This window comes from Bacillus cereus group sp. BceL220 (assembly GCF_051776965.1).
In the GTDB taxonomy this organism is placed as follows: Bacteria; Bacillota; Bacilli; order Bacillales; family Bacillaceae_G; genus Bacillus_A; species Bacillus_A cereus.
The window spans coordinates 341,891-367,784 of the sequence record NZ_JBPWBC010000004.1; the positions used below are offsets into that span (position 1 = coordinate 341,891).

Below are 25,894 nucleotides of genomic sequence, written 5' to 3' on the forward strand. Positions count from 1 at the left end.
CAAATTTACTTCCTGTCATTTCAACAGCTACAACTTAGAATAAAAATATTTTGACATACAGATCATTCATCTTTAAAATCCCTCCCAAATTCATAATCTAGTCTTACTTGCGATTCAACAATTTAATTATTATTTATAAACTGTCATAGCCGATAGTACAAAAGTGTAATGATTAACCTATGACTTGTGTCAATTAATCTTATGACAATATGTAACTAGAAAATATGATATGGAATAAATAACAATTGAATTAAGGCAATTGATTCGTGCAAGTACATGAATCAATCTTGTTTATAAAAATAATTCAATTGAGGTGGGCAAAAATGAATAAGAAAAGAATGATTGCAATGGTTAGTACAGCTTTATTAGTCACAGGATGCGCGGAAGTAGGAAACGCTCAAACTGTAGCAGTCGAAAATTCAGGTCAATCAGTCCAAAAAAATATAGTTAAATCAATACAATCACAGGCTAACCCATTAAAAACGATAGAGCCGTCAAAACCATTTGAAGATTTAAAACCACTTAAGAAAATGATTGGGAACGCGCAATATGTAGGATTAGGAGAGAATACTCATGGAAGCTCTGAAATTTTTACTATGAAGTTTCGCCTTGTGAAATATTTGGTTACTGAAATGGGTTTTACGAATTTTGCAATGGAAGAAGATTGGGGAAACGGCTTAAAACTAAATGAATATATCCAAACAGGAAAAGGAAACCCTAGGGAATTTTTAAATTTGTTATATCCTACTGATGAAATTATAGCCATGATTGAGTGGATGAAAGATTATAATGCTGATCCATCCAATAAAAAAAAGATCCAATTTATTGGGCTCGACTTAAAGGCGTTGGACCAAGGTAGCTTTAATAAAGTAATTGATTATGTAAGGCTGCATCGACCAGATTTGCTGGCAGAAGTAGAAGAAAATTATAAAGAATTGTCTTCTTTTACTGGAAGTATACAGGAATATATGAAACTTGCTCCTGAAAGAAAAGAGAAGTTTAAAGCAAACGCTGAGAGAGTAGCCCGATTACTAAAAGATGAGAATGAGCAAGCCAACACAGAAATAATTCCATCCGAGTACATCTGGGCGAAAGCAACGGCAAGTGCAATAGAGAAATTTACCACAATGCTACTCCCTAACGACTATCCAAGTATAATAAAACTACATGAACAATACTTGGCCGATCATGCAATGTGGGCACAAGAGACATTTGGTGGTAAAACGATGGTATGGGCACACAATATTCATATAGCTAAAGGAATTATCGATGAGAAATTATACCCTTATGTTGCGGGGCAGTTTTTGAAGGAACGTTTAGACAATAATTATGTCACAATTGGTAGTACAACTACGGAGGGGAATTTTACCTTATACAGCGAATATGATCCTTCCACTGGAGGTAAGATTACAACCGACACTATTCCACAAGATGTAAAAAGTTTCAATTATACTCTCGGAAAAGTGCCATATAAAATGTTTTTATTGGATAACCGTCACCTTAAAGGACAAGCAGAAAAATGGGTTAAAGCAAAAAGACCATTACTAAGTATAGGGGGACAAATTCTCCCGAACAGTTCGGTGTATTTTGATACTTCATTGCTTGAGCAATTTGATATTATTTTTCATATTCGAAAAACAAGTCCATCTCATATTAAATAAAAGTACAAAACAATCCCGTTCTTGCAGATGTAAGAACGGGATTGTTTTGTGGGAATTAATAAAGTGAAACTTTAATCAGCAGGTTTTTGTTCATCCCCCACTGATTATTAGCCTTCACCAATCGTGCGTTTACCGGCAGCCCGCCCCCCACCTAACGCTGAATTTTGAGGTGGGAGTCTTACTGCCCAGTAAATAGCGGGATAAAAGCATCTTTTTAACCAGATGTAAGCTGCTCTCCCCTTTTTAACATCATTTAGAACTGTCATATGACACTTTTACACTAGTGAGAATGACAAAAAAAGCAGTATAATTCGGTTATTACATAGATAGGAGCGATGAACTTTATGAAATCAAGATTCATCCAGAATGGTTATTTTTTATTGCTAACTTTCGGTACAGGATTGTTTTATTTTTGTTTTTATATAATAGCTCTGCTATTTAGTTTAACCCTTTCATTTACTGTTGTTGGGATTCCATTAATTATGCGCGTACTACAGACTACCACACCCTTTATCCAATTCGAGCGCATACAGACGAAAATTTATACAGATATTTCAACAGACTCTTACGATAGAAGTATAACAATGGATACATCGAACTGGTCTCAGGTGAAATTAGTGCTAACAGATCGTCGCACTTGGTGTGCTGTCTATTGGTTAATGCAGAAATTTGCGATTGGCATTTTCAGTCTCATTAGTGCAATCATTTTTTATGTAATGCCACTTATGTTCCTGTTGGCACCACTACTGTATCGATACATCGATATGAATATTATATTTATACAAATAGATACTTTTGCCAAGTCACTCTTTGTAATGTTTATGGGTATAGTATTTACCGCCATAAGTATTAGAATAGTCGATGGTTTGACAAAGAAAATTGGGGGCTATACACGTAGTATGATTCGGCAACTAAATCAATAGAAGTTTGCAGTCTGTGAGTAGTATCGTAGTTTTAAATTAAAAAGTATAATAAGGCAGGAAGGATTAAATTATAATATAGGAAGTAAAATGGTAGGCTATTTAGGGGGTAAAGGACTTGTTAGATATGGTTAAGTATTGGTTTTGGTATGATTGGATTATGTTAGGGGTACGCCTACTTGCTAGTGTGTCTATCATTCTAGCTACATTAAATTTTCAGGATGGTTTAACATTACCACTTTGGATTATTATTCTTTGGGAAATTATTGCCTTCTCTGTTCCATGGGTAGCCTTACTATTCAATTATAAATATTATTTGTTCACAGAAATACTGCTGTATGGTGGACTATGTATATATTTAACCTCATTATTTCCAGGGGCTTACAACACATTTCTTATATCAGTGTTTCTAATTGCTGCGAATAGTAAGCATTTGTCCTATTATTGGACAGCTCCAATAACAGTTTTTGTAACAAATGGAATTTTCTATGCGGTTGCGTCAAGTAATAGCTATTGGGTTATGGTCACCTATTATGGATTCGCATATGTAATGGGCTTCGCTTTTCATTTATTAATCGTCAATCATAAACAAAATGAATCAATTCGTAAACAAAACGCGGTACTTGAGCAATATATGTCTCAGATTGAACGCATTACACTGGCGGAAGAACGAAACAGACTGTCGAGTGAGCTTCATGATACAGTTGGTCACGCTTATACATCTATTATTATGGGGATGGAAACGTTGCGCACCGAACTTGCTACTGAAATGGGTATACAGAGGCTAGATTCTCTGCTTGAAATGGGACGTAAAAGCATCGAGGACGTGAGAGGTTACCTACATCAAATGGAGTCTCCTTGCCAATCGCCTTCCTTAATTCAATCTCTCCAAAATCTTGGAGCCGAATTTCAGGAGCACGCTCAGGTTAATGTAAGTTTTCGGGCATACGGAGAGGAATATGAAATGTCTCGGCAAGCGAAGATAGCGTTCATTCGTTGCTTACAAGAGTCCCTTACGAATGCAGTACGTCATGGTCAAGGAACTGAAATTATAGTTTCATTGCAGTTTGAACAACAATATACGAGATTAGAAGTTCAAGATAATGGAAAAGGAAATGTAGAATGGCAGGAAGGCTTCGGTCTGAATGCAATGAAAGAACGAGCAATGAATTTGCAAGGTCAATTGTCTGTATATACAAAGCCAGATGAAGGAATGCTTGTTACATGTACCATGCCGCGACAAACTGAAATAAAAGATGGACTTATTCGTTTGTTAATTGTAGACGACCAGCCATTTGTTCGGGAAAGTTTGAGGACACTACTCGATAGATATGAAGATTTAAATGTAATCGGTTTGGCCGAGGATGGCAATGAAGCCATCGATTTGTGTGGGCGCCTTCAACCCCATGTTATACTTATGGATTTAGATATGCAGCACATGGATGGAGTCGAAGCAACCAAAAAGATTAAGCAACAATGGCCACATATCCGCATATTGATTTTTACTACTTTTCAGGATACCGAACAGGCGTTGGAATCGCTTCGCAACGGTGCGGACGGTTTTTTACTCAAATCTATTGAAACATTGGAGCTAGCTAATACGATCCGACTTATTCACAAAGGTGGGACACTGATTGATCAAGGAATGTCTCACAAAATATTTGAGAAGTTTGATGCGCAAAAAGAGACACCACAATCAAAAGCAACCGCTTATGAGCTAACAGCTAGGGAGATAGAAATATTGCAGCTAGTAGCAAAGGGACTTCGATACACTACCATAGCATCAAGGTTATATTTATCGAATGGTACGGTCAGAAATTATGCTTCCACAGCTTATACAAAGCTAGGAGTCCGCAACAAAGAAGAAGCTGTGCAAAAGGCTCTAGAAATTGGAATTATTGAATAAAAAAACGTTTTTTGTTTCTTTACAGCAAGGTAAAATGTAGTTACAAGGTACAGTAAAAGATAAAGTGAAACTTTAATCAGTGGGGTTTGTTCATCCCCCACTGATTATGAGCCCTCACCAATCGTGCTGCCTGTTAATGCGGGATAAACAACATCATTACATTAATCTTTTTTAGGGAGTACAATTCCTTTAAATAATTGAACAGTAATCCAGTAATACATCGAGTAAATTACTACAAAAATAACAAGTGGTAACCAAATGCGAGAGTACGGATCGATTACAAGAGGGCTAAACATGTTCATACCAACTAATATATGAGTAATCCCTACAATTGCTGGGAATAAGAATATGAAGAATAACTCTTTATAAATTGATTTTGTTAATAACTCTCGGCGAACACCAATTTTATGAAGCATTTGATAACGTGTTACATCTTTTGATGCTCCCGACAGAACTTTAAACATTAAGCAGCTTGCCATCATTGCTAAAAATGCAATTCCAACGAAGAAACCCATAAACATTAGTCCGCTGGCAAAATCATGACTCATAATATATGTTTGATACTTACTACCCAATTCTTCCGCTTTCACATTTTTATATTTTGCTATCTGTAATTCATCAAGTTTTTTCCATTCTTTTATGTATGATCCAAAATCATCTGTTTTCCCCATAAACACAATACTTTCTTTCCCCTTCAATCGATTGTATATTTTATAATCTACAATTTTCATTTCATAATCAGGATATAAATAATTTGGCTGGATTGTTCTGAAAGCCTGAATCCATTGTTTTGTGTCTGTCTCTCCTTCAGCCCGTTTCATTGAAAACGCACCAATTGGTATTTCCTCTGAAACTTTCTCTATTTTCATACCTTGCAAGAAAGGGCGATTTTTCTCTACATCTTCTTTAAGATAATAAACATATCTATCATCAACTTTGTAATGATATTCAAGTTTTTCTTGAAATAAGATACTACCCAAAATTGTCTTTTCTTCCGCTGTTGGATTATGAATAACTGAATCGTAAATTTGTATTTGATCTGTAATTTTTAGGATGTTGTTTTTAAATGCCATACCACAAGCAATTCCACCAGCACCAAGAGCCACTAAAATTGCTACTGTTGCAAGCACATTTGTTAGACTATTAATGCGGAAATTTAATTGTGCAAAAGTAAAAGCATTAAGGCCTTTTTCACTACGTTTTTTATTACTCTTTAGCTTGTTAATCATAACTGGAAGAAGTGATCCAAATATAAGGTAAGTACCAACAGTTGCTGAGATTAATCCAACGGCCATTAATCCCAAAACAATTAGCGAATTTGCATATGATATATAAATAAGTGATGCATAACCAATACCCAATAAAAGAATACCAAGGAATGCAACTACAACTGTCATTTTTCCTTTTATGGCAACACGTTCTGTTTGTTCATCAGCATGTACAAGTTGCAGTACAGAAATGCGAGATAATTTAATACTATTCATAATTGCAGATAATACAAAGAGTGCAAAGAAAAAGATGCAAGTAATAGCTATAGATGGCAGATAAAATGCTTTATAACCTTCGCCAGCAAACTCGAGTTGTTTCATTAATAGCTGACCGATACCTTCTGCAAGTCCTACACCAATTGTAATTCCAATCAAAAGAGAGGTGGCACCTAATATGATTGTTTCGATAAACATAAGTAATGTAACTTTATGCTTTTTTGCTCCTAACATCATATACATACCAAATTCTTTTTGACGAAGAGCTGATAAGAAAGAGTTTGCATATAAAATATAGAAAAATGTGATAATCGCTAACAAAACGGAACCAATTTTAAAGACAGCCACAATATCCCTAATAGAAGAGTTAGATTCAAGGAACGTTTTATTGGATGCTAGCGTTTGAAACATATAAAAAGTTGAAATAGAGACAATAAGACCAACAAGTAAAACAATGTAATCTTGCAACTTACTTTTTAGGCCTGACATAGAGAGCTTAAATAACATGATTAAACTTCCTTCCTTACGCTTTTTGTGTGCCTAAGTTTGCAAGCACATCTAAAATTTCTTTATAGAATTCTTCACGGGTACTACCGCGATGAATTTCTTTATATAACTCACCATCTTGAATGAATAAAATACGTTGACAGTAACTTGCGCTGTAAGGATCATGCGTAACCATCATAATGGATACACCTTGCTCTTTATTTAAGCTTGTCATGGCATTAAGTAAACTCGTTGCATTTTTAGAATCTAGGGATCCAGTCGGCTCGTCTCCCAAAATAATTGCTGGTTCATGAACTAACGCACGTGCTGCTGCGGAACGTTGCTTTTGTCCACCAGATACTTCAGAAGGATATTTTTGAAGTATAGCTGTAATGCCTAACATATCAGCTACTTTTTCTACTTTCTTTCCAATATTACGAGATGAAACACCTTGAAGTGAAAGTGGGAGTGCGATATTTTCATAGATAGATAAATTCTCCAATAAGTTAAAGTCTTGGAAAATGAATCCTAACTTTTGTGAACGAAAACCAGAAAGTTCACCCTGCTTCATCCTCGTAATATCCGTTCCTGCAATTTCAACAACGCCACCTGTCGCTTTATCTAACGTTGAAATTACATTTAATAATGTTGTTTTACCAGAACCAGAAGGCCCCATAATACCAACAAACTCTCCCTCTTGAATTGAGAATGATACACCTTTTAATGCGTGTGATTGATTCTCACCTTTTTTACCGTACAATTTTTGAATGTTTTTTACATCTACAACTGGTTTTATCATTTATATCCTCCTACTTTTTTATTTCATTACAATAAGCTACTATGTTTGTTTACTACTAACAAAATAGACACGTTGCATTCACCCTAAAGCTACAATGAAATCTTTTCTTTTATCTTCTTTGCTCACCTCATCATTTTGAATACATCCATGATAAACTATGAAAATTAGGAAACACCCCGTAAAATCCTTAAGAATTCTTAAGTTTTAAAAAAAAGCTTATGGAATCTGTAATTCCATAAGCCAGTCTATTTGATTGAATGTTCAACAATAAAAGACATCCAACCATCTTTATATTCTGCATGTATATTACCATGATGAAGTTCAACAATTCTTTTTGCGATAGCAAGTCCCAGTCCATTTCCCTGGTCATCTTTTCTTGCCTTGTCCCCTCTGAAAAACCTTTCAAACAATTTATTTGGATCGCTAACAGGCGGTCTCTCGACTTTATTTGATACTTTCAAAATTGCCTTGTTACCTATTAGTTCAAGACATATAGATAATTCGGATGGTTTCATGCTGTACTTTATCGCATTCATAAAGAGATTTTCATATACACGTACCATTTTTTCTACATCTATGAAGATAGGTATTGTTTCTTCCGCGATAGATCTTTGAACGATTAAACTTTTCTTTTCAAATATAGGTATGTATTCTCCAACTATTTGTTCCAACAAACCTGATAAATCAACTTCATTAAGGTTTAACTTAGCATCTATACCTGATAAACGAGTATACTCAAACAGCTCATCAATTAAATATTTCAGTCTCTGTGACTTTGAATACGTGGTTTCAAGGTATTCCTGTAATTGTATGTTACTGTTGTATTGCCCTCTTTTTAATAAATCTATATAGCCAATAATAGATGTTAAAGGTGTGCGTAAATCATGAGATACATTGGTGATAAGTTCATTTTTTGTACGTTCTAATTGTCTTTCTTGTTCAAATGTATTCTCCAATTCCTTGGACATATAGTTGATATTTTGAGCAAGTTGGGTCAATTCGTCCTTCCCCTTAATCCCAATTGTTAAACCCAGTTTTCCATTTGCAATATCATTCACATTTTCCGAAATGAGCTTCAAATATACTATTTTCTTTCGAACCAATAGCAAAAAGATTACTATAAAGTTTAAGATTGCGAACGTAAATAAGAACAACATTGCGAGTCTCACTTCAAATATGCCAAAATCTTCGTGTTTTATAAAAAATGGATCTATGACGTATTGCACAATGAGGATTGTTAAACCAAATGAAATAAAAAAACTAATTGCAACAGCACCAAGAAGTTTTATAATAATCTTATTTCTGAAACTAACATTCTTCATATTTTATACCCAATTCCCCAAACAGTTTTAATATAAATGGGATGTTTAGAATCTTCTTCAATTTTGTCTCTTATTTTTGTAATATGCACCATGACGGTATTATCTGATTTATAAAAAACCTCTTTCCAAACTGCTTCATATATTTTTGCTACACTCAGGACAATCCCTTTGTTGCGGGCGAGTAGTTCGAGAATAGCAAACTCTTTTGGAGTTAACCTTGTTTCTTTTCCCCTTACCCATACTTGACGAGTATCTGTATTCACGGTTAAGTCACCAATTTCTAGAATGCTTTTATTATGTTCTATGGACGTATTGTATTTTTTAAACCTTCTTAATTGGGATTTTACCCTAGCAATTAATTCTAGTGGGTTAAACGGTTTTGATAAATAATCGTCTGCACCAGAGGCTAGGCCCTGAATTTTGTCTATATCCTCAGATTTTGCAGATAGCATAATGATAGGCATATTGCGATCTTCCCTAATTTTCATACATGCTTCAATGCCATCCATATTCGGCATCATAATATCTAAAATAATCAAATCAAATTCCTTTTCTTCTAACAGTTGTAAAGCTTGTATAGCATCTTCTGCCTTTTGAGTTTTTAGGCCTTCATTTTCCAGATATACCGAGATAAGATTTCTAATCTCTTTATCATCATCAACAATAAGAATTTTTGACTCCATTTTATTCCTCCACATTAAATGCAATAAGTATTCAATAAAGCATATATTTGTTGTTAGTTAATAAACTTAATAGAGATGGTTTCTATCTTTTTTCTTTACTTAAGACGATTTTTTGTAAAATACATAAAAAGATCGTCACAGTATTGTGACGAAAAAACAAGAAAATTTCAATAACTAATACTATTATTATTTATTTTTAGCTTTTAAGACACCCAGCGCTATTTTGGTTGCTTCTGCAATAAGCTTATCATCGTATTTAGCATCCTCTTTATCATGATTAGAAAGTATCGCAAGAACAATTGGCTTTTTATTTGGTGGCCAAATAATTGCGATATCATTTCTGGTTCCATAAGATCCCGATCCCGTCTTATCAGCTACTTCCCATCCTCCTGGAACTCCAGCACGAATTAAGTTGTCTCCCGTAGTATTCCTTTTCATCCAATCTATTAATAAATCCCGTTTCTCAGTTGAAAGTACATCTCCTAGCGTAAAAGCCTGAAGACTAGTAGCTAATGCCTTTGGGGTACTAGTATCATGTACGTCTCCTGGATGTACTTCGTTTAACTCTGGTTCAAAACGTTCAGGATTTGTAACGGTATCTCCTATTTCTCTCAGTGATTTTTTGAATTCACTAGGTCCACCTAATTGTTTAAGAATAAGATTTTGTGCAGTATTATCACTATATCGAAGGGAAGCATCTGCAAGCTCTTTCAGAGTCATACCCCTATCAACATACTTTTCTGTAATTGGATTGTAATTAACAAGATCTTCACGAGTATACAAAACTCTTTGATTTAGATCTTCTATTGATTTCTTTTGTAAAAGTACTCCCACAGCTAAAGCTTTGTGGGTAGATGCGTATGCAAACCGTTTATCTGATTGATACGTAACGGTTTGATTCGTATCAGTGTCCAATGCATAAATACCGAGTTTAGCATCAAATTCTTTTTCAAGTTTAGCAAAAGAATCATTACCGTTAGTTTCTTGTTTGGTTTGATTTGTTTGTTTGGTTTGATTTGTTTGTTTCGTTTGTTTAGGTAATTCAGATTGAGTATTACCATCGGAACAGCCTATAAGCGTTGCACATGAAAGAAATACTACAGGTACCATCTTTTTGTAATGTAAAATGTTAAAAAACTTGTTTAAGACTATCATACATTTTCAACCTCTTTCAAGAATATATAGTTTTTCTAGGTATTATACATATCGATACAATTAAAGAGTGTATCGGATATCACTCTTCTTGCATTTCACTTTTCATAAAGTGAAATGCAAGAAGCCCTCACCAATCGGGCTTTTACGGGCAAATAGCGGGATAAAATGAGCGAACTATCATGAACCCCTGTTTTATGCGTATAATTAATAGACAACCTAAGTAACAAGTTTGTTCCATTTTTATCAGTAGTCGTATCTAGAAACCTAAAAAACTCCATTTAGAAGATCTAAATGGAATTTTTCACTCATATAATCCTATCTATAGTTAAACGAATAAGATTAAATAAATTTAAATTTTCTTGTTTTATCTACTAAACTGTTTAGGCATTTCTTTAACGTGCTTATCATCATCACGCCAATCATAGTTTTCTTTCTGCGAAACATCTAAAGTTTGATCTCCAATTCTAACAATATTCTTATTTACCCATTCAATATATGGATTGGTATCTGGATAATTCCAATATATATTTTTCTCTGAATCTGTATCAAGGTTAACTAATTCACCCCTAACCATAGAACTAATATCATATTATAACATTAAATAAATGGTATAATATATCAAAAATAAAAATCCTCCCGTAATAGTATTATAAAAAGGGCATGTGATGGTCTCCCTATTTATAAAGTGAAACTTTAATCCCCCTCACCAATCGGGCTACCCGTCAATGCGGGATAAACATGAAAATTCCCCTTTAAGAAAAATATAAAAAATCAGACTGTATACTTGAATTGCTCTTCGCATGAGAATATACTAATAAAGCAGGCTATGACGTTCCTTCCTTCTAACTTCTTTGGCGAAATAGGGATGTTACTTTCCTGCTAAACACATAGGCTATGACAATTCTTCCTTCTTTGTAGAAATTTCAAATTGTTTTAGAGTTGTCAATTTCCTATGAAAATAATTAGACTATAAAACCTCTTTCTTCTTTAGGTTTGAATAAACTTTAGTTTATCAACCATTGATGTAGAGGTTTTCTTTTCTTAATTAACAAATTACCACTTAACAACTAAATGTTATACCCCTAATTTTTCACTAAAAAATAGCTTTATACCCTCAGTGCATTTCTCTACAATTAGTGTGTTTATGCATGTAAAAATAAAAATCTACCACTGAAAGGAGGACAGTCGGACTATTCCCCCTCTTTTATAAGGAGTGAATAGCTGGCGTTCTCATGAAAAATTCTATTTACATAAGAAGAAGTTTGAAAGTAATTATAAAAAGAGAAGAAAATAAACTACCGAACATTTATTTAGCCACTGTTTTAAAAAACTTGGAAAGTTTAGGATTTACTTTTTCCGAGCCTTTAATAGAAGAGTTGCAAACACTTTCGGTTGATGCATTCACATCGTTTTACAAAGAGTTGGTAAAACATTTAAAAGAAATGGTTGGTGCACATATTCAGTTTACTCCTATGTATCCAAACTTTCCGCAACAAATGATGGATTTAAGTGACGCTGATTTATACATCAATGCCGTTATTCACTATGTGACGTTGTGCCTACCTATATCAAAAGTAGAAGAACGACTTCCTCTTTTAGATAGCGTTGATTTGAAAGTGATTGACTTAGGAAGTGAAGAAGATTTCAATCAAATGATTTCTCAATTGATTAGTGCAAACAGCTCTATTTCCTCAACTGATAAGACAGATGTAGAATGGGCTATTACACACACTGAAGATGTTTCCTGTTTTCTACCTAATGTAATTCCTCATAAGGAAAATATGTCTTTTATAATCGGGGTTTTATTAATAAACAGAAAAATATCAGCCGATGCTGCTGCAAAGTATTTTAAAACAGCAACTGATGTTCTTCGCCTTGCAGTTGCTTTATCTGAAGGTGATGTGAGTTTAGCATCCTCCGTTCGATTCAAGAAGTTTAACCGAGCCGAAAGACGCTTCCTTTTAGGATTGTTAGAGCAATGCGGAAACATTACCGAAGATATGATTCGATACAAAAAACGTTGGATTCGTTTAGGTGAAATTCTTCATCCAGCAGAATATCATACTCGTTTCCCAAAAACCCACCGAGCATTTGAGATGCTTCGCAACAACATTAAAGTTGAAACATTTAATGGAAAAATAGAAGCAGCTTTGTTGAATCGTGATATCATGACAGCGAAAAATCTTTTAAAAACTCGCCCAGGGGAATTTGCCAGACGTTTGGATCATTTAATCCGTTTATGTAGTAATAAGTCAACAGATGTTTTCAATATTCTCGAAGATTTTCTAAGTATAATAGGAAACGTTTCTACTCCTGTATTACTTCAACTCACGGCTCATTTTAAGCATCGAAATGATAAAAATGAATTTCGTACCTTTTTTCCAAAGGGAAATGTAGCAAAAGCTATAGGTATTGAAAATACACTTCCATTTATCTCAGAGGATATTTGTTTAATGATTGTAAAAATGTGTGAAGATACTTTAAAAAATCGCTTCGCAGAACTTCCAAGTCTCGGAAAAGTATTTTTGGATGAACAGTTAAAAAATCACTTAGTTCCCTTCTCTCAACGTTCAGCCAGCAAATCGCTTCGCACATTATCTCGAGGGAGTAAAGTAGATTTGCCAGAAGGAGATACGATTCGTTTTTTCCTATGGTGGAAAGAAGGCTATGTGGATGGACAACATACAGGACGCGTTGACATTGATTTGTCTGCTGCAATGTACGACGAAGATTGGCAATACAAAGAACATGTCTCCTTCACGAACTTACGTTCAAAAAATTTCAAAGCCTACCATAGCGGAGATATTACTTCTGCACCAAAGGGGGCATCTGAATTCATTGATTTCGATATTCCGTCTGTGCTGAAATATGGTGGACGCTATGTAGTCATGACTTTGCTTTCTTACACAGATCAACCATATAAAGATTTACCAGAATGCTTTACTGGTTGGATGGTTCGTCAATATCCTGGTTCAGGTGAAATATTTGAACCTTCTACTGTTCAAGATAAAGTGGATATTACTGCCGACACCCAAATCTCTATTCCAGTTATTTTAGACTTAAAGGAACGAAAATTGATTTGGACAGATTTGTCTCTTACAAGAGATCTAACATATGATAATACCATCGAGGCTAATCAAAAAGGTATGATACTAGTTGGAAAGGCTTTAACTAATTTAGTTAAACCGAATTTATATGACTTGTTCCGATTACATATTGAAGCTAGAGGTGAACTCGTTCAAGAAATCGAAGAAGCAGAAAGCATTTTTTCTTTGGATAAAGGGATTACTCCTTTCGATATCGAAAAAATAATATCTGATTTTATTGCTGACCCACAAGACTAACTACATTACAAACATTGATAATGTGTGGAAAATATCCATGTATAACGTCTATGTGAAACAGGACCTGATAGATGAATATCAGGTCCTGTTTTTTATTTAGTAGATACTAAATAGTCCGGTTAATCACTATTCATCTAAATACACTATACTAATAAAGTGAAATTTATTCGAAAGAAATTCATTAGTTAATACGTAACTAATTAAGAAACATTCATATACCAGCCCAAACATCTTTTCCATATCGCCCTTCATCTTGCACACGATCCAACCAATTTCTTGCTTCTTGTTCACTGACTTCATGAATTTCTTGATATGCTTGACAAAGGGTATCTTCTACATCCGGAGCCATTTTACTTCCATCACCACATATATAAAGATGTGCTCCATTATCTAATAACGAAATTAAATTGATTCTATCTTGTTTTATTAAATGCTGTACATATGTTTTTGGATGTCCCTCTAGACGAGAAAAAGCTGTGTGTAAAGAGATTAATCCATCTCTTTCATCATTTTCTAGTTCTGTACGATAGAGATAATCTTTTTCAGGATGACGACAACCAAAATATAGATGCGCTTGTCCTAAATTAATACCTCTTTGCTTTTGAACACGACGCGCTTGCAAGAATCCACGGAATGGTGCAATTCCAGTACCTGGCCCAACCATAATAATTGGTGTTTCTGGATCTTTAGGTAATTCAAAGTTTGATTGTGGCGTTCGAATGAAACAGATAATCTCATCTTTATTATGACGCTGAGCTAAGTAATTAGAAGCGACTCCTTCATATGTCCCTTCCCCACTCCATGCAGGCGCATTAACAACACCGACCGTAATGCTCAGACGATTCTGTGCAACGAGTGGAGAGCTTGAAATAGAATAGTAACGCGGTTTGAGCGCAGGAAGAAGTTCTAAAAAACGTTCAAATCGGATTTCACAAGCCTCATACTTTTCAAGAAGGTCCAACATTGAAATCCGTTTCTTTAGTATTTGTTCATGGTAAACTCCTTCTTCTAATAATGCTTCCAATTCTTTTTTATGAGGAGGACATGCTGTGAATGTTACCATTTCTCGTATTTGTGCACGAGTGGCTGCTTCTTGAACTTCGACACTATAACTAAGAAGGTCCAATAAACTAACAGGACTGTCTAAAGGTATGTGATTTATACTCCGTCCACTTGCACTCAGTATGACTTGATCCTTTCCGTTTAATCCAAAGCGTTTTAAAATTCGATTAACATTCTTCTCGCTATTAATTGGCAGCACTCCAAGGTGGTCTCCTTCTTGATATGTAGCGCCTTCTGGCAAGGATACCTCGATATGTCGTGTACTTCTATCGCTGCTGGATGATTGGAGTTCACGATTTTCTAGTATAGATGCATAAACTGCTTCATATGTTCGTGCAAGAGGAGATCCTCCAAGACGACTGACAAATTGCAGACTCAAAGTACTGCGCTCTTTTTCCATATTTTTGTTGAGTTCCAATCCAAATGCCTTCATCGCATCAGACCACATGCTTTGTTTCCATTGCTCAAGCTGTTCCTCAAAATCACCACTTGCATCCGCTTCTCCGCGTTTAGAAAACCTTGTTGCTCCTTTTTGAGCCATCTGCTCATCAATGTATCTTGGAATCCGTTGATAGGTACTAGCCCAATTATGATCTCCACAACCAAAAACTGCGTATTGAACCCCTTTTAGCTCATCTGGTTTTAGTTCCTCCAACCATTGCACAAACTGCCCTGCATTACTTGGCGGTTTTCCATTATAAGAAGAAGTCACAATAAGTACCGCTCCTTCTTTTGGCAAACTTCCAATTCGATCGTTAAGAGCTACCACTTCCGTTTGAACTCCTTCTAAACTAGCTGTATCTGCTAATTCTCTTGCAATCCCTTCTGCTACACCTGTATCCGAGCCATACAGAACAAGAAGTGAAAGATTATCGGCCCCAATAATAGAAGGTGTCTTCTGGACGTGTTGCTTAATTTCATCGTTTTTCAGCTTGTCCTCTGTAGGTGCAAGAACAGTAGGATGACTAATAGTTTGTTTTCGGGGTAGAATCCTAATCTTAAAATCACCGGGCTTTAGCGTTAATGTTTGTTTTACGTCCAGCTGATAGTTTTGATAATCGATTAATTCAAAATGTTGAAGAAGCATTCCCATTACAAGAGTGGCTTCATGAAGTGCAAATTGCATACCGATACATGCTCTCTGGCCATTTCCAAATGGCTTATAAGCATGATGAGGAACCTTATCCAGCTCTTCAAATCGTTCAGGTTGGAATTCTTCCACATTGTCTCCCCATGCATCTTTATCCCTATGTAGCTGTGGAATAAGAACAGAAATACGATCTTCTCCTTTCTTAATTGGGTATTTCCCGCCAATCACTGTATCTTCTTTTGCATAGAGACTGAATGCTGGAGCGGTAGGCCATAGACGTAGCGATTCATTTAAAATCATCCGTATATACTTTAGTTTCATAACTTGTTGGTATGTTGGAGTAGGATCTGTCAAAACACGGTCTACTTCTTCATAGGCTTTTTTCAACTTATCCGGATTCTTTAATAAAAAGTAAATTGCAAAAGATAACAATCCACTTGTTGTCTCATGTCCAGCTATTAAAAAGGTAATAATTTGGAAACGAATATTTTCATCATCTAATTTTTCACCAGTTTCCGGATCTGGCACATTTAACATACGGGAAAGTAAATCATTTTCTTCCTGATTTCCACTACTTTTACGTTCAGCAATAATATTATCTACTAAAGAAAACATGGATTGAATATCATGCTGAAATTGACGTTTCGTTCTCCACATAAGTTTGTCTTCTATATCTAACCGCTGCAATTGGTGCATCGCCTCATCTAGAGCACGGCTCATGCTAGTAATAAAAGGATGAGGGGTCTCACGATAAAAGCTATTAAATCGGTAATTAAAACCACATAGACCAATTGTATCTAACGTAAGGCGAGTCATATCCTCCGGAACATCTACGTTTTCATTCGGATTAAGCCGTGCCCATTTTTGAACGAGTTGTACAGCAAGATCGACCATCATGGCATGGTAATCTTTCATTGCCCGTTGGCTAAATGTAGGCATCAAAATATTATGAGCTTTTTTCCAGTTAGGCTCGTGAGTCTCGCTAGTAAATAATCCGTCCCCAGCAAAGGCACGAACTTTTGCTAAAGCACCCTCTATACTTTTATCGAACCGCGTTTCGTCACAGACTTCTGCTACCAATTCATGTCCAGAAACGACAATGATGGTATCACTTAAAGTTTGAATTTGAAAAATGGGACCATACTCTTCCGCTATCTTGATAAAGGATAGGGTCGGTTTATCTTTATCGATTAATGGGAGATTACCCAGCGGTCCATATGTTTTCGGCTGAGGAATGGCAGATACTTTTTTTTCCATTTAAAACACCCTTTCAAAAAAGCATGAAATAAAGATATGTAATTGATTACCTTATTTTATCTTTTCCCTAACTATTCATGATTATGATATTACGTATAAGCTTGGCAATTAGATTTATAACTTGTAGAAAAATACTAAATTAAAATGAAGCGAATAAATATAATTGGAGCCTTTTAATGTTGGTGTTAAAAGATAATCTAAACTTGTAATGTTTATGAGAAATTGCAAACAGATCTCATCTCTTGTATTTGTTTATAAAAATGATTATTTTGATTCATTTTCTTCTAAAACACCCAAAAATAGAGAAGTTGACGAGCTTAAGATTGTAGTATTCGAAAAATCAGTAGTTTAGTTAAACCAATACGATAAGCAAGTATACCGTGTTACTAATGAAAGAGGACCTGATATGAATATCAGGTCCTCTTTCACCACATAATTATTTCACTGCTTCTTTCAGTTCTTTTCCAGCTTTAAATACCGGCGCCTTAGCAGCAAACAACTTGTAGGAATCATTATCTAACGTTTTATTCTTCTCTACCGATTTAACTTCTCGACAGCCTCTGCACTTGTATCTACACGTTTAACGAAAAAAACTAATAGTAGTGCAACAACATTCATGCCAAGCGCTACATAGAATGAATACTGAATTCCAGATAATAAAGCCTTTTGAGTTACTATTGCCTTCGTAGTTTCTGTGAAGGTTGTTGGATCTATATCAGACATTAAACTTTCAACTTTTGTTTTTGTTACAGAATTCATAATCGTAACAAGAATAGCCGTACCAATCGAACCGGACACTTGTTGAGCTGTATTATTAACAGCTGTACCGTGCGGATTTAAACGAGTTGGTAATTGATTAAGACCATTTGTCATAAGTGGCATCATCACCATCGCCATCCCAAACATCCGCAGTGTGTAAATAAGAATAATATGTGTGTGACTAGAGTCGAGTTGCAGGTTTGCTAGCATATAAGTTGAAACGGCTGTAATGGAAAGTCCTACTATACCAAGAATACGAGGACCATATTTATCAAATAGTTTACCTGTAATTGGTGACATAATCCCCATTATTACCGCACCTGGAAGCATCATCAGCCCAGAGCTCAGCGGTGAAATACCCCGGACGTTTTGTACATAAGCTGGGGTTAAAATCATACCCGAAAACATGGCCACTGCATTAACAATTGCAATTACAGACGCAAGTGCAAACATTGGGTACTTGTAAACACGTAAATCCAATAACGGCTCATTCATTTTTAATTGACGAATAATGAAAGCAATTAGGGCAATAGCGCCTATGATTAAGGTTGTTAAAACAACTTTATTTGTCCAACCATCGGAGCTCGCAGAACTGAATCCATATAACAAACCGCCAAAACCGACAGAAGATAATAGTAATGAGAGATAATCAAGTTTTGCATTTTTGTTTTGTTTCATGACATTCTCAGATTTCCAAATCCCTAACAGTAAGCTAATGATTGCTAACGGTAAAATCATTTCAAAAAGCAAACGCCAGTCATAATACTCTACAATATAACCTGATAGTGTCGGTCCAATTGCTGGAGCTGTAATCATAACTAGTCCAAAAATCCCCATTGCTGTTCCCCTTTTTTCTCTTGGAAAGCTTACTAGCATAATATTCATTAACAAAGGCCCCATAACTGAAGAGCCTGCCGCTTGAACCATCCGACCAGTAAGTAATAAACCAAAATTCGGCGCTACAGCCGCTAAGGCAGTACCAAGAATAAAAATCAACATAGATGTAATAAATAGGCTTCTATTCGAGAAACGCGTTATTAAAAATGCTGATGCCGGAATTAATATACCACTTACAAGCATATACCCTGTAGAAAGCCACTGGATCGTTGAATAATCTTGAATGTCTAAATCTTTCATTATTGATGGCAAGGCTACATTTAAAAGCGAGTTATTTAGAAATGAAACAAATGCCCCAATAAAAAGAATTACAAGCATTAAATATGGTGGTTTTCTTTTATGTAATGTTTCACTCATATATTTAATTGCCCCTTCATTATAAATTTCATTAATTCATTTAAATCGTTTACATATTTGCACAAGAAAACATTACCCTTGCAGTATTTTGCCAAACTCTTCGAATGGATATTCTCTTTTTAGCAATTCCACTTGCTCAACATACCATTTTAAAATCTTTTTGTTGATGAAACCTTTATAAAAACGTTTGTTAACGGAATTTAAATTAGGCTAAAATATATAAAAGAAGCAACTGAAAATACCCTTCTAAAATAAAGTGAAACTTTAAATCAACAAGTCCACACACCCATTCCTTTAAATACAGGCTTGTAGATCTAGTTATGTAACCATCCATAAAAAGGAATATTACATAGGCTAAGTCTAACATTACATTTTTAAAGTGAGGAGAATAAGCGTATGGACCAATATTGGTATTTGAATCCAAAGGGAAACGGGGAACAATATACTAACCAAATTTCATTATATTCACAGCCCGAAATAACTAAATCTGAGGTAATGAATGATTTGAAGATTCCTGAGAATTGGAGTTATCGAGTCTATCCAGTTAGTTGGGATTCATCAGCCAATTATACGGGATTCAATCCCCAACCCCCTCCCTTCTCTTGGGGGCAGCAGCCAATCAATTATGCAGGGATAATGCCACAAGGTCATCCTGCCAATTGGACTCCATTACCAGGCCATGCAGGTTTTAATTTTCAAAAACCTCCCTTCCCCTGGGCCCAACCATTCAATCATGCAGGGATGTTCGCACAAGGTCAGCTTGCCGCTTTATTATCTCCGCCAGCCAAGCCTTTTCATATCAATACCAATAACTCGGGTGTTTTTGGAAACCCTCCAGGATGGGGTAGTCCGTGGGCCCCAATGGGATGGGGAAATAACGGAGGTAACGGTCAGCTAGGAATGCTTGGAAACTTATTTACAGCAGGAAAAGGCACCATGAGTGGAATAGGAATGATTAGTAGTCTAATCGGGATGGGGAAATTCTTCTTTTAGTTAATTAAAGTGATAGAATTGGTCCGCAGCTCAGACATTCCAACAAAATATTTCATTTTCCATTGATTTAATGTTTTCAAACATGTACTCCTCAATATATTTATTGTGTGCTTCCAATACTCCATCCAAGTTCGTCTCCTTGTCTTTCAATTTATAAAAAAATCTGTTGTAACTCTTTAGACAACAATTCCAGTTCATACAAAATCAATAAGTTCACAACAAAAACGCTATCCTTTCCTATGATTATAGGGAAAGAATAGCGTTTTTGTTACGTAACGATTAAGTTGTTTCATTCTTATTTATTCAATAATTTCATTGTCATTTCTCTGCATTTTTAGCCTGATAGCGATATGATTATACCCCGTAAAATGCCATTTCTTTTACTTATGCTTTGCTAAAAATTCTGTTATGCGACGATATACATATATTTCATTTTCTTTTTTTGAAAATCCATGCCCTTCATCGTCTAATACTAGGTATTCTACATCTACTCCTTGTTCTTGCAACGCGTGAAAAATTTGATCCGATTCTTCCTTTACAACTCGTGGATCATTTGCCCCTTGGATGATAAGGAGTGGTTTATTCATTTGATTTAAGTAAGTAATTGGTGAATCTTGTATAAGCTTATCTTTATCATTATTAATATCACCTATTAAATTAACTGCAAGCGGTTTCCAATTTTCAGGCATAGATTCGATAAAACTAAATAAATTGCTAGGTCCAAAAATGTCAATGGCTGCACGGAAATACTCTGAATGACGCCCGTGAAGCAATAAGGTCATATATCCTCCATAACTACCGCCCATAACAAATAATTTATCAGGAGTTGATATCCCCTGTTCAAATAACCATTCGATCCCTGCTACACAATCTAAACGCGGTGCTTCTCCCCAATCACCTTCAATCATTTTTGTAAACGTTGAACCATATCTTGTACTACCTCTAAAGTTTGGCGCAAAAATATTATATCCCTGCCTTAATAAATATTGAAATAATGCTCTGAAATCTTTCGTCTCAGCACTTTGTGGACCACCATGAGGCCAAAATATTGTATATCCGTTTTGTACTTCTCCTTTCGACCGGAATAATAATGCTTCTATGTTTAATCCATCAAAAGAGGCATATGTTATAACATCCGGTTCAACAAAAGAAGATTCAGATAGACCAATAACATAGTTTTTTGTTAATGCTGCCCATTCTGTATCTCTATTCTTCTTGTAATAGATGTTTGCTGTTTTCGTCGCACTTTCACCTAGTAAATATAAATGTTCCGATTTTGTAATTTCAATTTGACTTATCGTATCTACCGGAGAATTCAATAGAATTAACTCTTTTTTATCCCATACAAATTTATATAACCTATCTGTAACACCTTTCGACGAAACAATGTAGCCATTTTTTGTTTCAGCATGCCATTTTATATCGGATATATCTTCCTTCTCTATTTTACAGATTGGTTTGAATTCCTGTTTATTTAAATCAAAAGAAGCTACATAGGAAAACTCTTCTTCATAATTTGTAACGAAAATCACTGTATTTTCATCAATATAAGAAATAGAGCCTACAGTATGTTCTTTCTCACTGGAAGGTACTAAACAAATAAGTTCTTCTCCCTTTTTTACATATCCTACATTATACGTATTACTATATGACTTTAAAACAATGTAACTTGATTCATTCGGACTTACTGCCTCTACATATGTAGGTGTCTCCACACCAGTTAACAACAGCGTATCTTCTTTTGTGCGTATATTATAACAACGAGAGTTTAAGAACATTGGGTTATCTTTACTTGTGACATAGTATAATCGTTCCCCATCCTCTGTTAAATGCACAAAGTAATCCTTTTCTGTCTCTCCTGCTGGAATCAATTCAAGCAATCCACCACCCTCTGGTTTTAATGCATAAATATGATAATTTTCATCCCCATCTTTATCAAATCCAGCTAAAATAAATCGATTTAAAGAATCCGTTTTAATAAAATTGCTTGATTGATTACAATATGTTAATGGATAAGGGGATAAATTGGGTAAATCCATCGCCCATAAATTAGAATGACCATTTAAGTTTGTACTAAAAATTAATTTCCCTTCATCTTCACTAACTGTAAACCTACCAATACTATAGGATCTAAAAAATTGTTCAGCAGCTTCCATAGGAAATTGAATCATCTTTCTTCCTCCACTCTACCTTATATCTAAAAATTCAGAACATCTTATATATAAAGATTCTACATTTTCCTATTTATCCCTTTTTGGTTTTATTTAGATTTACTTCTACCTTCTACTTCTTCTTATTAACATTACATAACGATGCGGAGAGTTTTTTAAACAACTCTTCTTTTAGCCGTGAATATATTCTTTACTATTTCACGATTACTTCTCATTCGATATTTCTCACTAATTATCCCTCAAAGCGAAAAATAAGCGGGGAATTAGAGAGCAAAATCTACCATATACTTTTATTCAGCTAACTTCTCACCAGAAACAATCTTCATAAAAGCAGCTGCGTCTTTCTCTGCTAATTGAGCGTACTGATTATTCCCCGCCATTATTTCTACTTTATCCTTATTAGGACTAATCCACATTTGATATAAAACAGCTTTCGCTTCTATTTTCGGATTTTTAAACTGAAAAACAAACTGATAATCAGCTGAACGAGACATTTCCACCTTTTTATTTTCAAAGTTAGTATCATTTAATATTTTCTTTACTTGCAATACTTTATTCTTGTCTGTAACTACCTTCAAATCCTCATAATGATTATCACCAGCATGTTTTTGTACTTCGATTGTTTGATCATGATTTCCTATATTATTTGAACAGCTGGTTACTACAAATAAACAAATCACGCTGAAGACTAAATACAAATTTCTCATTTGCATAGTGCTCTCCGCCTTTAGTGTATATAATAGTTCACTTCCATTACGCTTTTAAAATGTAAAATAAGAATACACCCCATAAACCACAAATAAGATTAATAGAATAGAAATGCTAAGTACCGTATATATAATCCATTTTAAATTTGAGTTCATATAATCCTCCTACTTCTAGATAATTCCAGTATATAACAAAAAAGCATTGGATACCCAATGCTTTTTACACTTACGCAAATAGAGACGTATTCGCATATAAAGCTGGTGAACCACCTGAATGTACGAATAAAATATTGTCTTCCTTATTAAATTTACCTTTTCTAATTAAGTCGATTAATCCCGCTACTGCCTTACCTGTATACACTGGATCAAGTAAAATACCTTCTGTTTTCGCAAGTAACTGAACTGCCTCTACCATTTCCGGCGTTGGTAACGCATAGCCTGGTCCTACATATTCATCAAAGCACGTAACAGCGTCGCGCGGGATAAAGTTTGGAATACCAACGTGTGCTGAAGTTTCATCTACAAGTCTTGCTACTTTCTCTTCTTGCTCAGCTTTTCCTCTACTTACGTTAATCCCGATTACAGGAATATGGCTTTGTGTTCCAGAAAAACCAGTAATTAAACCAGCATGCATACCGCCGCTACCACTTACACAAACAACTGAACTGAAATCAATTCCTTGCTCAAATGATTGCGCCATAATTTCTTGGGCACAAGCAACGTATCCCATTGCGCCCGTAGGGTTTGATCCACCAACTGGAATTACATATGGTGTACTACCTTTTTCACTTACTTCTTGTGCTACTTTATGCATCTCTTCCATCAGGTCTGCTCCGTTCGGTACAACAATGACATTCTCAGCACCTAATAAGTGATATAAGAAATAGTTTCCGTTAAAGTCTCTCTTCTCTTCTGGCTCAAGCCCTTCCTCTAATACAAGGATACATTTCATTTTTTCTTTTACCGCAGCTGCCAGTGTCAGGCGGCAATGATTTGACTGAATACCACCAGCTGTAATTAACGTATCTGCACCCTTTTCCTGTGCATCTGCAACTAGAAATTCTAACTTTCTCGTCTTATTGCCACCGGCTGTTAAACCAAGTAAATCATCTCGTTTAAAATAAATAGTCGGGCCACCAAGTGCTTCAGAAAAATTGTTTAACTTTTCAATTGGTGTATATGATTCTGTATATTTTTTTCTCGGGAATTTAGCTAAATTCATTGTAACGCTCCTTTTGTACTTCTTTCACAATATATGTAACGTTACTATTATTACACGTAAAAATGGTGAAGTCATCTTTCTCGGTTAAAAATGTATTAAAATTTCATTTTGATAAGTAAAACCGTATTAATGATTTTAACTTAATTACGGTACATGAAATTTATATCAACGATTTTTTAAATATATCGTTCATTACTTACAATATATCAACGATTTTTCAAATATATCGATCGTAACTTGCAGTATATCAACGATTTTCTTAATATATCGATCTATCGACAAAAAACGACAGACAGGCAACCCCTTTCTCATCAACAAAAAAAGAGCCCACACATTCAAATGTGGACTCCCTCCAATCACTTATTTACCGAAAAACGAAGTAACTGTGTTAATCCCGGCTCTAAATTCATTTCACCTTTGTGGCGTACGTATACGACTTTATCCCCATCAAAATTCGGAGGGTTTGCTTTACTATACGTATGCCACTCATTCGTTCCTTCTATAGAATACTCCATATATTCAGTTGCACCGACAATTATATTTTTACTATCATCTGTCGTTACATTTGGTGCCATCTGCGCAATTTTTGAATCACTAATTAATAACTTCTTTATATCCTTATCACGTTTGTAATCGTAAGCTGTCACAATTACATCGTTACCATATGCTTTCACTTGTAACCCTTGTTTAAATGAATAGCCATCTGGAGCAGTTTTCTCTCCTCCATTTGGTCCTGCTGACATCCAACCTGTTTCAATCCCGCCCGTATTTACAACAGTGAAACCTTTTTCATCTCCGCCTTTAATTTTCTTTTTACCAGCCCAGTCAGGTAAGTTTAAATCCCAATGCGTATGACTCGTGAAGAAAACAACTTGCGGATAGTCTTTTAATATATCGTACAATTTATCCACGTTTAAATAATCTTGTAAGTACGGCGATTGCCTTGATCCAGATACTGTATCAGGTAAAACGTGATGAGAGAAAATGAAGATTGGCTTATTTTTATCTTTTTGACTGTACTCTTCTAAATTTTGTTTTAACCAACCTAATTGCTCATCACTCATATATACTTCGTCCCACATTTTTGAATCGTGGTATTTCATATATTTTTCAGTTCCTAAAAATAGAAGCGGATAACCGTCTAATTCTTTTTTATGATATACCTTTTCTTGTCCACTAAATTTCAGATAGCGGTTAAATAAAGTTTCCTCATTTACACCATTTGGCCATGTACTTTGAGAGAGTTTCCCATCTGCTGTCCATTTACCAGCATAAAACTCATGATTCCCAACAGTAGACCATACATTTTCTGGATGCTTATTTTTATTTAACACACGCTTTACATCATCATATTGTGACTGTTGTCCAGTCGGCGTTATATCCCCATTCATAATAAGCGCTCTAGAAAGTGGCGTCACTTTGTTCATATCTTTTAGCACATGATCAAAATCCCCTAAATCACCTTGAATATCACTAATAACATTAAAAGTTGTAGCTGATTTTCGGGCTTGCTCTTTCCCTTCCGCATGCACTGAAAACGTCGGTAATAATGCCGCCATAACTGCTAACGAAGCAACCGTCTTTTTCATACAAATTCTCCCCCTAATAATAGAATGTAC

The 25,894-nt window shown here is 35.1% G+C and carries 16 protein-coding genes and 1 pseudogene; 5 read left to right on the forward strand and 12 right to left on the reverse strand.

Annotated features, from left to right (window positions below; genetic code table 11):
• The first annotated feature begins 323 nt into the window (after positions 1 to 323).
• From ACS2FK_RS13845 to ACS2FK_RS13855, 3 genes are all read left to right on the forward strand, one after another.
• Complete coding sequence (locus ACS2FK_RS13845; RefSeq protein WP_063547904.1) at positions 324 to 1,661, forward strand: erythromycin esterase family protein; 1,338 nt, start codon at positions 324 to 326, stop codon at positions 1,659 to 1,661.
• A gap of 344 nt (positions 1,662 to 2,005) precedes the next feature.
• Positions 2,006 to 2,584, forward strand: coding sequence for a sensor domain-containing protein (locus ACS2FK_RS13850; RefSeq protein ID WP_063547906.1), 579 nt, complete (start codon positions 2,006 to 2,008; stop codon positions 2,582 to 2,584).
• Between the two features lie 115 nt (positions 2,585 to 2,699).
• Positions 2,700 to 4,487, forward strand: coding sequence for a helix-turn-helix transcriptional regulator (locus ACS2FK_RS13855; RefSeq protein ID WP_063547908.1), 1,788 nt, complete (start codon positions 2,700 to 2,702; stop codon positions 4,485 to 4,487).
• A 161-nt stretch (positions 4,488 to 4,648) separates the two neighbouring features.
• Here ACS2FK_RS13855 and ACS2FK_RS13860 read toward each other — a convergent pair whose 3' ends face one another.
• The 6 genes and pseudogenes from ACS2FK_RS13860 to ACS2FK_RS13885 form a co-directional block, all read right to left on the reverse strand.
• A complete protein-coding gene (locus ACS2FK_RS13860; RefSeq protein WP_063547910.1) occupies positions 4,649 to 6,478 on the reverse strand; it encodes an FtsX-like permease family protein in 1,830 nt (609 codons plus the stop codon).
• Between the two features lie 16 nt (positions 6,479 to 6,494).
• Entirely contained in the window at positions 6,495 to 7,256 is a 762-nt protein-coding gene (locus tag ACS2FK_RS13865) for an ABC transporter ATP-binding protein (protein ID WP_063547912.1), read from the reverse strand.
• 245 nt (positions 7,257 to 7,501) lie between these two features.
• Positions 7,502 to 8,578: a HAMP domain-containing sensor histidine kinase gene (locus ACS2FK_RS13870; protein WP_063547914.1), complete on the reverse strand. Its 1,077-nt coding sequence runs from the start codon at positions 8,576 to 8,578 to the stop codon at positions 7,502 to 7,504.
• Positions 8,575 to 9,261, reverse strand: coding sequence for a response regulator transcription factor (locus ACS2FK_RS13875; protein WP_016081007.1), 687 nt, complete (start codon positions 9,259 to 9,261; stop codon positions 8,575 to 8,577). Before ACS2FK_RS13875 ends, ACS2FK_RS13870 begins: the two co-directional genes overlap by 4 nt.
• A gap of 186 nt (positions 9,262 to 9,447) precedes the next feature.
• Positions 9,448 to 10,416: a class A beta-lactamase gene (bla, locus tag ACS2FK_RS13880; protein WP_063547916.1), complete on the reverse strand. Its 969-nt coding sequence runs from the start codon at positions 10,414 to 10,416 to the stop codon at positions 9,448 to 9,450.
• Between the two features lie 364 nt (positions 10,417 to 10,780).
• Positions 10,781 to 10,987: pseudogene (locus ACS2FK_RS13885) on the reverse strand (DUF5412 family protein); the annotation flags it as partial.
• A 661-nt stretch (positions 10,988 to 11,648) separates the two neighbouring features.
• Between ACS2FK_RS13885 and ACS2FK_RS13890 the strand changes: the two are divergent.
• Positions 11,649 to 13,760 (forward strand): TerD family protein, encoded by a 2,112-nt coding sequence (locus ACS2FK_RS13890; RefSeq protein ID WP_063547918.1) that lies wholly within the window; start codon positions 11,649 to 11,651, stop codon positions 13,758 to 13,760.
• A 211-nt stretch (positions 13,761 to 13,971) separates the two neighbouring features.
• Here the strand turns inward: ACS2FK_RS13890 and cypD are convergent, their stop codons facing one another.
• Positions 13,972 to 17,169 (reverse strand): bifunctional P-450/NADPH--P450 reductase, encoded by a 3,198-nt coding sequence (cypD, locus tag ACS2FK_RS13895; RefSeq protein WP_063547920.1) that lies wholly within the window; start codon positions 17,167 to 17,169, stop codon positions 13,972 to 13,974.
• A gap of 534 nt (positions 17,170 to 17,703) precedes the next feature.
• Positions 17,704 to 19,182, reverse strand: coding sequence for a DHA2 family efflux MFS transporter permease subunit (locus ACS2FK_RS13900; protein WP_023522461.1), 1,479 nt, complete (start codon positions 19,180 to 19,182; stop codon positions 17,704 to 17,706).
• Between the two features lie 396 nt (positions 19,183 to 19,578).
• Here ACS2FK_RS13900 and ACS2FK_RS13905 point away from each other — a divergent pair, with 396 nt between their 5' ends.
• Positions 19,579 to 20,175: a hypothetical protein gene (locus ACS2FK_RS13905; RefSeq protein WP_063547922.1), complete on the forward strand. Its 597-nt coding sequence runs from the start codon at positions 19,579 to 19,581 to the stop codon at positions 20,173 to 20,175.
• Between the two features lie 380 nt (positions 20,176 to 20,555).
• Here ACS2FK_RS13905 and ACS2FK_RS13910 read toward each other — a convergent pair whose 3' ends face one another.
• The 4 genes from ACS2FK_RS13910 to ACS2FK_RS13925 form a co-directional block, all read right to left on the reverse strand.
• Complete coding sequence (locus ACS2FK_RS13910; RefSeq protein ID WP_063547924.1) at positions 20,556 to 22,346, reverse strand: S9 family peptidase; 1,791 nt, start codon at positions 22,344 to 22,346, stop codon at positions 20,556 to 20,558.
• A 290-nt stretch (positions 22,347 to 22,636) separates the two neighbouring features.
• Positions 22,637 to 23,059: a hypothetical protein gene (locus ACS2FK_RS13915; RefSeq protein ID WP_063547926.1), complete on the reverse strand. Its 423-nt coding sequence runs from the start codon at positions 23,057 to 23,059 to the stop codon at positions 22,637 to 22,639.
• Positions 23,060 to 23,279: 220 nt separating this feature from the next.
• Positions 23,280 to 24,275 (reverse strand): D-cysteine desulfhydrase, encoded by a 996-nt coding sequence (locus ACS2FK_RS13920; protein ID WP_063547928.1) that lies wholly within the window; start codon positions 24,273 to 24,275, stop codon positions 23,280 to 23,282.
• Between the two features lie 356 nt (positions 24,276 to 24,631).
• On the reverse strand, positions 24,632 to 25,864 hold the full coding sequence (locus ACS2FK_RS13925; protein WP_063547930.1) for a DUF4073 domain-containing protein: 1,233 nt from the start codon (positions 25,862 to 25,864) through the stop codon (positions 24,632 to 24,634).
• Between the last annotated feature and the right edge of the window lie 30 nt (positions 25,865 to 25,894).

Coding starts and splice junctions, on each gene's coding strand:
- ACS2FK_RS13845 (WP_063547904.1), top strand. CDS start 324: ATGAATAAGAAAAGAATGATTGCAATGGTTAGTACAGCTTTATTAGTC.
- ACS2FK_RS13850 (WP_063547906.1), top strand. CDS start 2,006: ATGAAATCAAGATTCATCCAGAATGGTTATTTTTTATTGCTAACTTTC.
- ACS2FK_RS13860 (WP_063547910.1), bottom strand. CDS start 6,478: ATGTTATTTAAGCTCTCTATGTCAGGCCTAAAAAGTAAGTTGCAAGAT.
- ACS2FK_RS13865 (WP_063547912.1), bottom strand. CDS start 7,256: ATGATAAAACCAGTTGTAGATGTAAAAAACATTCAAAAATTGTACGGT.
- ACS2FK_RS13870 (WP_063547914.1), bottom strand. CDS start 8,578: ATGAAGAATGTTAGTTTCAGAAATAAGATTATTATAAAACTTCTTGGT.
- ACS2FK_RS13875 (WP_016081007.1), bottom strand. CDS start 9,261: ATGGAGTCAAAAATTCTTATTGTTGATGATGATAAAGAGATTAGAAAT.
- bla (WP_063547916.1), bottom strand. CDS start 10,416: ATGATAGTCTTAAACAAGTTTTTTAACATTTTACATTACAAAAAGATG.
- ACS2FK_RS13890 (WP_063547918.1), top strand. CDS start 11,649: ATGAAAAATTCTATTTACATAAGAAGAAGTTTGAAAGTAATTATAAAA.
- cypD (WP_063547920.1), bottom strand. CDS start 17,169: ATGGAAAAAAAAGTATCTGCCATTCCTCAGCCGAAAACATATGGACCG.
- ACS2FK_RS13900 (WP_023522461.1), bottom strand. CDS start 19,182: ATGAGTGAAACATTACATAAAAGAAAACCACCATATTTAATGCTTGTA.
- ACS2FK_RS13905 (WP_063547922.1), top strand. CDS start 19,579: ATGGACCAATATTGGTATTTGAATCCAAAGGGAAACGGGGAACAATAT.
- ACS2FK_RS13910 (WP_063547924.1), bottom strand. CDS start 22,346: ATGATTCAATTTCCTATGGAAGCTGCTGAACAATTTTTTAGATCCTAT.
- ACS2FK_RS13915 (WP_063547926.1), bottom strand. CDS start 23,059: ATGCAAATGAGAAATTTGTATTTAGTCTTCAGCGTGATTTGTTTATTT.
- ACS2FK_RS13920 (WP_063547928.1), bottom strand. CDS start 24,275: ATGAATTTAGCTAAATTCCCGAGAAAAAAATATACAGAATCATATACA.
- ACS2FK_RS13925 (WP_063547930.1), bottom strand. CDS start 25,864: ATGAAAAAGACGGTTGCTTCGTTAGCAGTTATGGCGGCATTATTACCG.